The 12,513-nt window shown below is 49.4% G+C and carries 12 protein-coding genes; all 12 read right to left on the reverse strand.

Features of this window, described 5'->3' with window-relative positions; genetic code table 11:
* Positions 1–3 precede the first annotated feature (3 nt).
* On the reverse strand, positions 4–825 hold the full coding sequence (locus EXW96_RS11745) for a FliH/SctL family protein (protein ID WP_074728430.1): 822 nt from the start codon (positions 823–825) through the stop codon (positions 4–6).
* Positions 818–1,834 (reverse strand): flagellar motor switch protein FliG, encoded by a 1,017-nt coding sequence (gene fliG / locus EXW96_RS11750; RefSeq protein ID WP_062407953.1) that lies wholly within the window; start codon positions 1,832–1,834, stop codon positions 818–820. The genes EXW96_RS11745 and fliG overlap by 8 nt, the downstream gene beginning before the upstream one ends.
* Positions 1,835–1,847: 13 nt before the next feature.
* Complete coding sequence (gene fliF / locus EXW96_RS11755) at positions 1,848–3,440, reverse strand: flagellar basal-body MS-ring/collar protein FliF (RefSeq protein ID WP_054818881.1); 1,593 nt, start codon at positions 3,438–3,440, stop codon at positions 1,848–1,850.
* Between the two features lie 49 nt (positions 3,441–3,489).
* The gene (gene fliE, locus EXW96_RS11760) at positions 3,490–3,789 is read right to left on the reverse strand and encodes a flagellar hook-basal body complex protein FliE (protein WP_062407951.1); all 300 of its coding nucleotides are present in this window, start codon (positions 3,787–3,789) and stop codon (positions 3,490–3,492) included.
* A 23-nt stretch (positions 3,790–3,812) separates the two neighbouring features.
* Positions 3,813–4,268: a flagellar basal body rod protein FlgC gene (flgC, locus tag EXW96_RS11765; RefSeq protein WP_054818880.1), complete on the reverse strand. Its 456-nt coding sequence runs from the start codon at positions 4,266–4,268 to the stop codon at positions 3,813–3,815.
* 3 nt (positions 4,269–4,271) lie between these two features.
* Positions 4,272–4,670 carry a flagellar basal body rod protein FlgB gene (gene flgB, locus EXW96_RS11770; RefSeq protein WP_074728427.1) on the reverse strand — a complete coding sequence of 133 codons (399 nt, stop codon included), beginning with the start codon at positions 4,668–4,670 and terminating at the stop codon, positions 4,272–4,274.
* A gap of 239 nt (positions 4,671–4,909) precedes the next feature.
* Entirely contained in the window at positions 4,910–5,683 is a 774-nt protein-coding gene (gene codY, locus EXW96_RS11775) for a GTP-sensing pleiotropic transcriptional regulator CodY (RefSeq protein WP_062407947.1), read from the reverse strand.
* 23 nt (positions 5,684–5,706) lie between these two features.
* Positions 5,707–7,104: an ATP-dependent protease ATPase subunit HslU gene (hslU, locus tag EXW96_RS11780; protein WP_054818878.1), complete on the reverse strand. Its 1,398-nt coding sequence runs from the start codon at positions 7,102–7,104 to the stop codon at positions 5,707–5,709.
* Between the two features lie 20 nt (positions 7,105–7,124).
* Positions 7,125–7,670 carry an ATP-dependent protease subunit HslV gene (gene hslV / locus EXW96_RS11785; RefSeq protein WP_174350622.1) on the reverse strand — a complete coding sequence of 182 codons (546 nt, stop codon included), beginning with the start codon at positions 7,668–7,670 and terminating at the stop codon, positions 7,125–7,127.
* A gap of 124 nt (positions 7,671–7,794) precedes the next feature.
* The gene (gene trmFO / locus EXW96_RS11790) at positions 7,795–9,123 is read right to left on the reverse strand and encodes an FADH(2)-oxidizing methylenetetrahydrofolate--tRNA-(uracil(54)-C(5))-methyltransferase TrmFO (RefSeq protein ID WP_174350623.1); all 1,329 of its coding nucleotides are present in this window, start codon (positions 9,121–9,123) and stop codon (positions 7,795–7,797) included.
* A gap of 51 nt (positions 9,124–9,174) precedes the next feature.
* A complete protein-coding gene (gene topA, locus EXW96_RS11795) occupies positions 9,175–11,274 on the reverse strand; it encodes a type I DNA topoisomerase (RefSeq protein WP_174350624.1) in 2,100 nt (699 codons plus the stop codon).
* Positions 11,275–11,315: 41 nt separating this feature from the next.
* On the reverse strand, positions 11,316–12,419 hold the full coding sequence (gene dprA, locus EXW96_RS11800) for a DNA-processing protein DprA (RefSeq protein ID WP_174350625.1): 1,104 nt from the start codon (positions 12,417–12,419) through the stop codon (positions 11,316–11,318).
* Between the last annotated feature and the right edge of the window lie 94 nt (positions 12,420–12,513).

Consider the following 12,513-nt stretch of genomic DNA (forward strand, 5'->3'; position numbering starts at 1 on the left):
AGCTTATGATCCCTCGTTTCGCACAGCCAACTGCTGGAGCGCAGTTTTAATTTCTTTCAGTTGGGTATCGATTCTCGCGTCAATGCTCCCAAAGGTTGACCGGACTACGCATCCCTGATCCAATACGGAAGCGTCCGGTATAATTTGCAGTTCCGCCTGCGAATCGATAGCTAGCAAAAGCTCTTCACGCGCATCTTGTATGTATGAGAACTGGGCAGGGGATACGCACAGCGTAATGATTCCCTTCTCCCTCCGCCGGGAAAGCACTTTTCGGATGGAATCGATGATCCATTCGGGTTCAAGCGTCAACTGGCGCCCGATCACTTTCTCTGCAATGGAGCAGCTAAGCTCGATCAGGAACGGTTCGGCTTCCTGAATAATTTGCTGCTTCAACAGATAGGCCTGCTCCAGAATCTGCGATGCTTCCTGAAGCGTTGCTTCATATTGCTCACGAAGCTCCATCTCGACCTGTGCCATTCCTTCTTGATAGCCTTGAGCATGGCCCCGGTCTCTCGCTTCGTTCAAGGCTTCCTGGTCCTTGAGCCTGCGTTCATGCCACCACGCTTCGATCTCGGCTTGCGCTTGCTGTCTGATGGCCGCCGCCTCTTCCATGGCTGCCCGCACCTGTTCTTCAGCAAACGACTCGGCATCTTGCAGAATCTGTTCTTTCATCTGCAGCAGATCGTTTAATTCCTGATGATGTTCCGGCAGATGATCTTCTGTCTCTTCCGGATGTTCTTGTTTAAGAACAGAAGCAGCCGGAGGCTCGACAATTTTCGTGTCTTCGACAGCTACATACTGAAATAGTTTGATGACATTAGACAATAATATCATCCCCTCCGCCGCGAGCGATGATAATTTCACCGGCTTCTTCCAAACGTCTTATCGTGGCTACAATGCGTGTTTGGGCTTCTTCCACATCACGCAGCCGAACGGGACCCATATATTCCATTTCTTCCCGGAATGTTTCAGCCATCCGTTTGGACATGTTCTTGAAGATCGCTTCACGCACCTCTTCACTGGCAACTTTCAGCGCCAATTGCAAATCGGCATTCTCGATATCGCGTATAATGCGCTGAATCGAACGGTTGTCGATATTGACAATATCTTCAAAGACGAACATCCGTTTCTTGATTTCCTCCGCCAATTCGGGATCCTGAATTTCAAGTGAATCCAGAATGGTACGTTCGGTCCCCCGGTCAACACCGTTTAAGATTTGGACTACCGCCGAGATCCCGCCCGCATTCGTATAGTCCTGGGTCACCGTAGCGGAAAGCTTCTGTTCCAGCACACGCTCGACTTGACTGATGACTTCCGGCGAGGTGCTGTCCATAAGCGCAATCCGCTTCGCCACATCGGCCTGCTTTTCCTGCGGCAGCGACGATAAAATAATGGAAGCCTGCTCCGGCTGCAAATAGGAGAGCACGAGGGCGATGGTCTGGGAATTTTCATTCTGGATAAAATTCAATATCTGAGCCGGATCCGCTTTACGCGCAAAGTCGAATGGTCTGACCTGAAGCGTCGCCGTCAATCGGTTGATGATATCGAGTGCCTTCTGTGACCCTAAGGCCTTCTCCAAAATTTCCTTGGCATATGCGATACCGCCCTGAGAAATGAATTCCTGCGCCAGACAAATTTGGTGAAACTCAGCCAATATGGCATCCTTCTCGACATTATCCACTTTCCTGACATTGGCTATTTCCAAAGTGAGCTGCTCGATTTCTTCGTCACGAAGATGCTTGAAAATTTGAGCGGACACTTCCGGTCCCAAACTGATTAATAAAATAGCGGCCTTTTGTCGGCCCGTCAAAGTCGCTTGCTGCACTTTAGCCAAGCCATGTACACCTCTATTCTTCTACTAACCAAGTACGAAGCAGATTAACAAACTCTTCCGGCTTCCTCTTGGCTAACTGCTCTAACTGTTTACGCACCTGATTTTCATTGTTTACATTATCGATATCAATCGTCGGAAACTCCACTTTTGGTGTTTCGTCCACAATCTCTTCGTCAACCTCTTGCTGGGCTCTGCGTCTGCGTATCCACCAGTAAGCGCCGCCCCCGAGCAATGCAAGGGCCAAGCCGCCAAGAGCACCGTAAAGCAGCATCGAATTCGCGTTTACCCCCTGATTATCGTTCGTTCTAGCGAACGTTTGGGGGAACACGGTGACTTTCCTGGCCAATTCTTCTTCCGTAAACGCGGTTCCGCTATCCGCCAATGCGGCCCGGACTATGTTCACCAGGATTTGTCGGACAGCTTCAATCGTCTGCGGAGTCAATGAATTGATATCCAGCGGGTCTGGAGGTTCAATGCCCACATTGATGGTTAAATCCTTGACAACATAAGGCGTGAGTACAATTTCGTTCGTAATTCGATTGACCTCGCGGTTGACCGTTCTTTGAAGCTCCTCGGAATTGGTTCTTCCGTTATTGGCGGTGCCCGGATAACCCGGCACGTCCGTTGCTCCCGTTCCCGGCACCCCGCCCTGCTGAGCACCGTCGCTTGTATAATTTTTCTGAATCTCCTGAATGGAGATGTCCAGACCGGTTTGATCTACCGTGTTCGGGGCGGTTACCAATTGTTCCTTACGTCTGGTCTGATCAAAATTCATCGTCGAGAAGACACTGACGATCACTTTATCTCTGCCGAGGATTCCTCCGAGCATTTGTTGAACATTCCGCTGTACGTCATTTCGGAATTTGTTATTAATTTCAAACTGCTGCATGGCCATGTTCGATGCATTGTTGATTTGATTCTGGCCTTTGGAATATTCAAGCAAATTACCGTTCTGATCGGAAATAGTAATATTTTCAATAGGCAAATCTTTGATGCTGTGGGAAACCAGATTGTACATCGTGTCGATCTTGGCCTGATCCAGCGAGTAACCCGGCTTGATATCCAGCACAACCGAGGCGGATGCTTTCTCCGGTTCTCCGCCGGCAGGCAGAAAGACGCTTTCCTTCGGCAAATTAATTAGTACTTTTGAACTATTAATGGCCGTGTTGGAATTGATCAACTGCTGAAGTTCGCCTTGAACTGCATTCAGGTACTTGACGTCAAATTCCCGGTCCGTCGTCCCAAACGTGCTGCTTTGGTTGAAGGAGCCATAGCCGATGTTGCCATTCTTGTTCAGCCCCTGGGACTCAACGCCTAATTTAACATCGGCCACCTGGCTTCTCGGGACTCCGATGCTCTTCCCGTCTTCACTAAGCTGGTAAGGAATCTTGGCCTCGTCCAAATACGCTTTGATCGCTGCCGCATCGCTCGGCTGCAAATTCGTATAAGCAAGAGCATATTCCGTTTTGGATAAATTATAACTGATGATTCCAATCGTAAGTATGACAATAATCACAGTTGCGATTAATGTTAATTTCTGCGTTTTGCTAAACTGAGTCCAATATTGCTTCGCTCTATTCCAATATTGGAGTAGGTTCTCGTTCACTGTTTCACCTCATCCGATTGACCGTCACCAGAATTTATCAAGATCAAGATCAGACCTGCATTCTCATGATCTCTTGATAAGCTTCAATGACCTTGTTCCTCACTTGTACTGTCAATTCCAATCCCAAGGAAGCTTTCTGTGAAGCGATCATCAATTGGTGGACGTCGGAAATTTCCCCTTTAACGAACCCTTCGTTCAGTTTGTCGACCGCAGCTTGTTGGTCGTTTAAATTAGCCATCGCCTCATTTAAAAACTTTCCAAACTGATCAGATACTTCTGCAGCGCTTATGTTCTTGGGCTGAATGCTTTCCGTGATTTTCTGCGGCTGTACATTAACGAAGTCAATCATTTTAACTAGCCCCTTTTATGTATTTATCTTCCGATTTCCAACGCTTTACCGACCATGGCTTTAGTAGCGTTCAGAGCCGTTACATTCGCTTCGTATGAACGGGTGGCGGAAATCATATCGACCATTTCTTTAAGCACGTCAACATTCGGCAGCATGACAAAACCGTTCTCGTCGGCATCCGGATGTGTCGGATTGTAGACCTGCTTAAAGGGAGAAGTATCTTCAATGATTCTGGTAACGCGTACTCCTTCTCCTGCTCCGCCTGCTTGACCGGCCATAGCATTCTGAAGCGACTCCGCAAAGTTAGACTGCTTCGGTTCTATCGTAACGAGCTTGCGTTGGTAAGGAACCCATTTGCCGTTGACCATCCTTGCTCTTGTCGAATCGCTGTTGGCAATATTGGACGAAATGACATCCATGCGAAAACGCTGCGCCGTCAGAGCGGAAGCGCTAATATCAAATCCGTTGGTCAGCTTCATCCGTTACATCCTCCCTATAGCCGTCCTGACCTTATTAATCTCGCTGCTCACCTGCTGCACCATCGTATTGTACCGAAGCTGATTTTTGGCCATAAGCGCCATTTCATAATCAATATCCACATTGTTCAAATTGTTATTGATCATCGATTGGTTATCACGAACAATCTGCGGCCGAGGATCTGAAGAACGACCTATGTAAAAATGCCTAGGATCCGTTCGATAGCCCTGCAATTCGCCGCCATTCAACTCCTGCTGTAGAAACTCCTCAAACCGGACTTCCGATCGTTTAAAATAGGGCGTGTCAACATTTGCGACATTATCCGCTATCACTTTCTGTCGAAGTGTAGCTGCATTGAGAGATTGTTCCAGCAGTCGGAACGAGGGTTTACTCAAGATATTCATGGACAATTTCCCACTTTCCCGCAATGATCTGATTTTCTAATTATTCAACAAGGCTAGAACAAATCCTCCTTTGTTCGACATTTTCTTCAAAAAAATATAGCAGTGCTGGGATAATTTGCACTTGTGTAGGACTATATTTATATTGAAGAATTTTGGAAATGATTACAATGAGAAAAAAGCCCTATATTTTCATATAGGGCCACCATTTCTTAAATATTTACAAAAAAGACATAAATGTGTCAGGATTCTGCACTTTGAATCGTGCTTAGCAGTTGATCGTTCAACACCCGGATGTAGGTACCCTTCATGCCGAGCGAACGAGTTTCAATCACTCCCGCGCTTTCCAGTTTGCGGAGCGCGTTCACAATGACCGAACGGGTAATTCCGACACGATCTGCAATTTTACTGGCAACGAGAAGACCTTCCATCCCCTCCAGCTGCTCAAAAATGTGTTCAACCGCCTCCATCTCGCTAAATGACAAAGAGCCGACCGCCACTTGAACTACCGCCTTTGAACGCGCCTCGATCTCAATTTGTTCCGCTTTTTCTCTCAAAATTTCCATGGCAACCACAGTGGACCCGTACTCCGCCAAAATGAGGTCGTCGTCAATAAACTCGCCGTCTCTCTTGGTTAGAATAAGCGTTCCCAGTCGATCTCCTCCGCCAATGATCGGAACAATCGTAATATAGAATGACGCGTCCGCGGAATGGTCGCCAAATACGTCGAAAGGACTGCCGGCGGCCAGATTGGAAGAGGTTTCGTCCACTTTCAAAAGCAGTTGGTTGTACTCCGGCGGAAACCTGTTTTCCTGCAGGACAGAGCTGTTTACCAGGATATCCTGGGCTGAAGATAAGTACGCGCTGCCAAGCACCTTACCCTTCCGGCTAACCACATAAATATCGGCATTCAGCAGGTCACTGAGCACCGCGGCCATATCCATGAAGCTTACCGGATTCCCAGCCTCCTTCTGCAGCAGCTTGTTTAGCCTTCTGGTCTTCATTAACAATGTCATGATCTTGCCTCCAACTTGAGCGATTACAAAATATATTGGCTGAGGTCTCTGTTTTGTACGATACCAGACAGTTTTTCCCTCACATACTCGGGAGAGATGACGATTCTCTCAAGGGTTATTTCTGGCGCTTCAAAGGACAAATCCTCCAACAGCTTCTCCAAAATCGTATGCAGCCGGCGAGCCCCGATATTATCCGTGCTTTGATTCACGTCTGCAGCGATTCGGGCGATCTCATGAATGGCCTCATCGGAAAACTCCACTTGAATCCCTTCGGTTTCAAGCAGAGCTGTGTATTGTTTTGTCAGCGCATTCTGAGGCTCCTTCAGAATCAACACAAAATCTTGCTGCGTCAAGCTGTTAAGCTCAACCCTAATCGGAAAGCGCCCCTGCAGCTCGGGAATCAAATCCGAAGGTTTGGCAATGTGAAACGCGCCTGCCGCTACAAACAAAATATAATCCGTTTTGACAGAACCGTATTTTGTCATCACCGTGGAACCTTCCACGATCGGAAGAATGTCGCGCTGCACCCCTTCCCGGGATACATCGGGTCCGCTCCCTCTGCTGGAACTGCAAATCTTGTCAATTTCGTCAATAAATATGATGCCGGCCTGCTCTGCGCGTTTTACCGCTTCCTGTATGACTTCATCCATATCGAGCAGCTTATGCGCTTCTTCCTGCAGCAGCACCTTGCGCGCTTCTTTCACAGGCAGCTTCCGCTTCTTGGTTCGTTTGGGCATCAGGCTTCCGAACAGCTCTTGCATATTCATGCCGGCCTGTTCATTACCCTGCCCCGCCAGCATGTCAAACATGGAGGGGGTATTGTCCTCCACTTCAATTTCAATCACCTGATTTTCAAGCTCGCCTCTAAGCAGCTGCTCCTTGACCTGCTGTCTGCGTGAAAGAACGGAAGCGTCGGTTTCCTGCTCCTGTTCCGGCTGCGCAGCATTCTGCTGACCGAAGATCATCTCCAGCGGATTCCGTTGACTGCGCTGCTTGGAAGGACTGGGCACCAAAATGGAAGCCAGCCGGTCGACGACCATTTGCTCGGCACGATCCTTGAGCTTATCCGCTTTTTCCGCTTTTACCATTCGAATCGATGTTTCCACCAAATCCCGGACCATCGATTCCACATCCCGGCCCACGTATCCTACTTCGGTGAATTTCGTCGCTTCCACTTTAATAAAAGGCGCCCCAACGAGCTTAGCCAGCCTGCGGGCAATTTCCGTCTTCCCTACACCGGTAGGTCCAATCATGAGGATGTTTTTCGGCACAATTTCATCACGAATCGACTCGTCGAGCAGACTTCTGCGATACCGGTTGCGAAGAGCGACGGCAACTGATTTTTTCGCCTGCTTTTGCCCGACGATATACTTATCCAGTTCGGCTACGATTTCTTTGGGGGTCAAAGCGTTCGATTTCAAGTGTCATAACCTCCTTGGAATCATTCGATCTCTTCTACAATGATGTTATGGTTCGTAAATACGCAAATTTCTGCGGCCATCGTTAGTGACGCATGAGCAATCTCCTTAGCGCTCATCTGCGGCGCATAGCGGTGAAGTGCCCTCCCCGCTGCAAGAGCAAAGCTGCCGCCGGATCCGATTGCCAGAATACCATCGTCGGGCTCAATGATTTCTCCATTGCCGGAGATGAGCAGCAAGCCGGTGTGGTCCATCACGACCATCATGGCTTCCAAACGGCGGAGCACCCGATCCGAGCGCCAATCTTTGGCCAGTTCCACGGCGGAACGCTGAAGATTCCCATGATGCTCCTCCAGCTTCGCCTCAAACTTTTCAAACAGTGTGATCGCATCGGCGACAGAACCTGCAAAGCCGGCGATGACTCCTCCGCGATACAGCCTTCGAACCTTTTTGGCATGATTCTTCATCACCATACTATTACCGAACGTCACTTGACCGTCACCGGCAATGGCTCCCTTGCCCTGATGTCTGATAGCAAAGATCGTCGTAGCGTGAAACGTTTGCTCCATAATCGCCAATTCTCCTCCAATCATGACGAAAACTAAGCTGTTTCAAGCTTAGTTTGATGGTAATTCCGGTGTATACACTTAGACAGAGCAATATAGACGGGTATATCGTACCATAGTACATGTTTTATTTACAAGCCGAATTGTATATGTTTTGTGAAAAATTCTGAATTTTCTCAATTGCTCTTAAGGCGATTTTCTCATTTTTGAGCTTCTTGTTTTTGATTTTCTCCTCTAGCGGAGGAAATAAGCCGAAATTGGCGTTCATCGGTTGAAAATGCTTAAAGTCGGCGGTCGTAATATACTGTGCCATACTTCCCAGAGCCGTATCCGGCGGTGGCACAAGGCACTCCAGCCCTTTTGCGTACCTGGCCGCATTCAACCCAGCGATCAGACCGGACGCCGCGGATTCTACATACCCTTCCACGCCCGTCATTTGACCGGCAAAAAATAAATTATCCCGCCTTTTGAATTGGTATGTCGGACGAAGCAGGCTTGGAGAATTAATAAACGTATTTCTATGCATGACTCCATACCGCACAAATTCCGCATTTTCCAAACCCGGGATGAGCGAGAACACCCGCTTTTGCTCGCCCCATTTCAAATGGGTTTGGAAGCCTACCAGGTTGTAAAGCGTCCCGGCCGCGTTATCCTGCCTCAGCTGGACGACGGCAAAGGGCAGCTCACCCGTGTGCGGATTCACCAGTCCAACGGGCTTCATCGGTCCGAACAGCACGGTTTGCCGCCCCCGCTTTGCCATCACCTCGATCGGCATGCAGCCTTCGAAATAAATTTCCTTTTCAAACTCCTTGACCGGTGCACTCTCTGCCGTAATCAGAGCTTCGTAGAAACGGTTAAATTCTTCTTCGGTCATCGGACAGTTTAAGTAGGCCGCCTCGCCCTTATCGTAACGGGAAGCAAGATACACCTTGCTCATATCGATGGAATCTTTTTCTACAATCGGCGCGGCCGCATCGTAAAAATACAGATACTCTTCTCCCGTAAGCTCCTGCAAATGCTTCGACAAAGCAGGCGACGTCAGCGGACCGGTCGCGACGACCACAATGCCTTCCGGCAGCGATTCCAGCTCTTCGTTACGGACTTCGATCAGCGGATGGTTGCGCAGTATTGCGGTCACTTCTCCGGAAAAGCCTTCCCGGTCAACCGCTAACGCTCCTCCCGCAGGCACAGCATGCTTGTCGGCAGCACGCAGAATCAGGGAGTTCAATATCCGCATTTCTTCCTTTAATACCCCGACGGCATTCGTCAGGCCGTTCGCGCGCAGCGAATTGCTGCAAACCAGCTCAGCGAATTGATCGGAGATGTGAGCCGGTGTTTTTTTTACCGGACGCATTTCGTATAATACGACCGGAACGCCGTGGCTTGCAATTTGCCATGCGGCCTCGCTGCCTGCAAGCCCGGCGCCGATCACGGTCACTTTCGGTACTTCAGTCACTGCTGTGTTCCTCCTCGTGGCTTTCTGCGCAAAGCCGATATAAGAGCAGGATTAATCGCGATCCTGCTCTTCCTTCGCTTCTTCTCTATAGTCACAGGCGACGCATTGAATAAAGGTGCCTGATTTGTTACGCTTCTCCACCAGCATGCTTCCGCACTTTGGACAAGGCCGGTCCACCGGCTTATCCCAGGAAACAAATTCACAATCGGGATAACGGTCGCAGCCATAAAATATCCGGCCTTTTTTGCTCCTGCGTTCAATAATCTGACCTTTATGACAACCGGGACAAGTCACGCCGGTATTTTTAACGATCGGCTTGGTGTTGCGGCAATCGGGAAAACCGGAGCAAGCCAGAAATTTGCCAAAGCGTCCCATTTTGTAAACAAAATGATTACCGCATTTCTCGCAAATATCATCGGAAACCTCGTCCTGGATTTCCACCTTCTCCATCTCTTCCTCCGCTACTTCCAACCGCTTTTCAAACGACTCGTAAAATTCGCTGAGCACCTGAACCCAATCTTCCTTGCCTTCCTCGATATGATCGAGATCCTCCTCCATTTGAGCCGTAAATTCCACGTCCAAAATTTCAGGGAAAAATTCGATCATTTGCTGAATCACGAGCTCACCGAGCTCCGTAGGCACGAATTTTTTGTCCTCGATGGCAACGTAGCCGCGCTTTTGAATCGTCTCCAGTGTCGGCGCATACGTACTGGGTCTGCCGATGCCCATTTCCTCAAGTGCCTTGACCAAACGAGCCTCGGTATAACGGGGAGGAGGCTGTGTAAAATGCTGCTTCGGGTCGATCTGCTTTTTGATCACATGATCTCCTTGTTTAAGCGGCGGCAGCAATTTTTCTTCGTCCCCGCTATCCGCTGCGGCATCGTCACTTCCTTCGACATATACCTTCATAAAGCCTGGAAATTTGATTTTAGAGCCAACGGCGCGGAATACGACCGGACCTGCAGTCAGATCGACCGTCATCGTGTCCATCACGGCGGAAGCCATTTGGCTCGCCACAAACCGTTCCCATATCAGCTTATACAGCCGGAGTTGATCACGGCTTAGATACTCCTTGATCTGATCCGGTTCACGCAGGACGGAGCTTGGTCGGATCGCTTCATGGGCATCCTGCGCGTTGGCATTCTTTTTCAAGTAACTGCGCGGCGTTTCAGGATAGTAGGCTTCCCCATATTTTTGCAGGATGTATTCCCTGGCTTCTTCCTGCGCCACCGGTGAAATCCGGGTAGAATCCGTACGCATATAGGTGATCAAACCGACCGTGCCTTCGCTGCCCAAATCGATTCCTTCATATAATTGCTGAGCTACGGACATCGTCTTCGCGGCGCGGAAATTCAATTTCCGGGCGGCTTCCTGCTGCAGCGAACTGGTAATGAACGGAGGGGAAGGATTGCGCTGGCGCTCCTTCTCCCTGACCTCGCTTACAACAAACTCGGATTTGTTTAATGCGGCGAGGATTTCGTTGACTTCGGCCTCGGTCTTCAATTCCTTTTTCTCGCCGCTGCTGAAAAATTTCGCCTCAAACTCCGCTTTTCCGGCAGCGAGCTTGGCGGTTATCGACCAATATTCCTCCGGAACGAACGCTTTAATCTCATTTTCACGGTCGTAGATCAGCTTCACGGCAACCGACTGTACCCGACCGGCGGACAGTCCTTTCTTTACCTTTTTCCATAAGAGCGGACTGATTTTGTAGCCGACAAGCCGGTCCAGAATGCGCCGCGCCTGCTGGGCGTTAACCAAATCCTTATTGATTTTGCGCGGCGTCTTGAAAGCATCCTTTACCGCTTGTTTCGTGATCTCGTTAAAAACGACACGGCAATCCTCCTGGTCGGACAGTTCCAAATAATGCGCCAAATGCCAGGCGATGGCTTCCCCTTCACGGTCAGGGTCCGCTGCCAGATATACTTTTTTGACTTTTTTTCTGGCATCCTTCAACTCTTTGAGAATAGATCCCTTGCCCCGGATCGTAATATACTTCGGCTCAAAGTTTTTTTTGACTTCAACCCCGATCTGACTTTTAGGCAGATCGCGAATATGACCCATGGAGGCCTTAACAATATATTTACTTCCTAAATATTTGCTGATCGTTTTGGCTTTTGCGGGTGACTCCACAATGACTAACGAATCGGCCATAGGTGTCCTTCCCCCTTCGACAAATGAAATATGTATGATCATCAAGGTACTGTGTAGACTGAACCTGGAAGCTCGACGATTCGCTGCATCATTAGTAAATTTATCAGAACTGAATGCAAATGTCCAAATTTATATTGACTTTGCGCCAATAATTCTTCAATATTCATCGGTTTTAAGCTGAGCAAATCGTAAATCCGCTGCTCATCCGCAGGCAAAACCGATCCCGTATCCACCATAGGTTTAATGTTTGTTTTTTGGTCAAAGGATATCCGGACTCTGTACTCCTCCAATATATCTTCAGGACCGGTAACCAGCTTGGCTCCAAGCTTCAGCCAATGGAGGGTCCCCTGACTTTTGGGAGAAGTAATCGGCCCTGGTACAGCGAACACGTCGCGAGAGGCTTCCAACGCCAAGTCCGCTGTAATCAGCGAACCGCTGTTCAGCGCCGCTTCGACGACGACCACGCCAAGACTTAATCCTGCGATGATCCGATTGCGCTGCGGAAACAGTCCCGGGCGGGGCTTGGTGCCAAGCGGATATTCCGACAGAAGCAGGCCGTCCTCTGATATTCTTCGATAAAGCAGCTTGTTTTCAGGCGGATACACCTGTTCCATGCTGCATCCTAGCACCCCGATCGTGCCGCCCGCCTCCCTCAGGGCTCCTTCATGGGCCGCACTGTCTATTCCACGGGCTAATCCGCTGACCACACACAAACCCGCCGACGAGAGCGATGCGGATAGCCGCTGTGCCGTGACTTTACCATAGGCTGTAGGATTACGCGTTCCGACCATGGCAATACACGGTCGATGAGCCAATTCAAGATGGCCGCGGTAATACAGGATCCATGGCGGTGCAGCCGTCTCCCTCAGCAGCCCGGGATAATCTGCATCCCACAGACAAGTCCATCCAATCTGCCGGTCTTCGTAAAGCTTGAGCTTCCTGTCCATTTGTCCGGATTCAAGCTCCCGCATCCCTTTTATCACCTGTTCGGAGCGGACCGGAGTAAGACCCAGCTCCAGCCAATCCACATATTTCAGCATCATGATATCACTCAGTTCAGGAAACTGCCGCACAAGGCCAGCGACGGTTTTCCAGCCTATACCCTGCATTTGATGCAGCGCAAACAGCACGAGGCGGTTGTTCATATAGTATATACACTCCTTCGCTCAGATGCAAAAAAGCCCCTCAAATCCGCTGAATACACGGATATGAAAGGCTTCTTGCCTATCTCAATACGAC

This window comes from Paenibacillus sp. JMULE4, assembly GCF_013337105.1.
GTDB classification, from domain to species: domain Bacteria; phylum Bacillota; class Bacilli; order Paenibacillales; family NBRC-103111; genus Paenibacillus_G; species Paenibacillus_G naphthalenovorans.

Coding starts and splice junctions, on each gene's coding strand:
- codY (WP_062407947.1), bottom strand. CDS start 5,683: ATGACATTGTTAATGAAGACCAGAAGGCTAAACAAGCTGCTGCAGAAG.
- hslV (WP_174350622.1), bottom strand. CDS start 7,670: ATGGAGCAAACGTTTCACGCTACGACGATCTTTGCTATCAGACATCAG.
- dprA (WP_174350625.1), bottom strand. CDS start 12,419: ATGAACAACCGCCTCGTGCTGTTTGCGCTGCATCAAATGCAGGGTATA.
- topA (WP_174350624.1), bottom strand. CDS start 11,274: ATGGCCGATTCGTTAGTCATTGTGGAGTCACCCGCAAAAGCCAAAACG.
- fliE (WP_062407951.1), bottom strand. CDS start 3,789: ATGATTGACTTCGTTAATGTACAGCCGCAGAAAATCACGGAAAGCATT.
- flgC (WP_054818880.1), bottom strand. CDS start 4,268: ATGAAGCTGACCAACGGATTTGATATTAGCGCTTCCGCTCTGACGGCG.
- flgB (WP_074728427.1), bottom strand. CDS start 4,670: ATGAATATCTTGAGTAAACCCTCGTTCCGACTGCTGGAACAATCTCTC.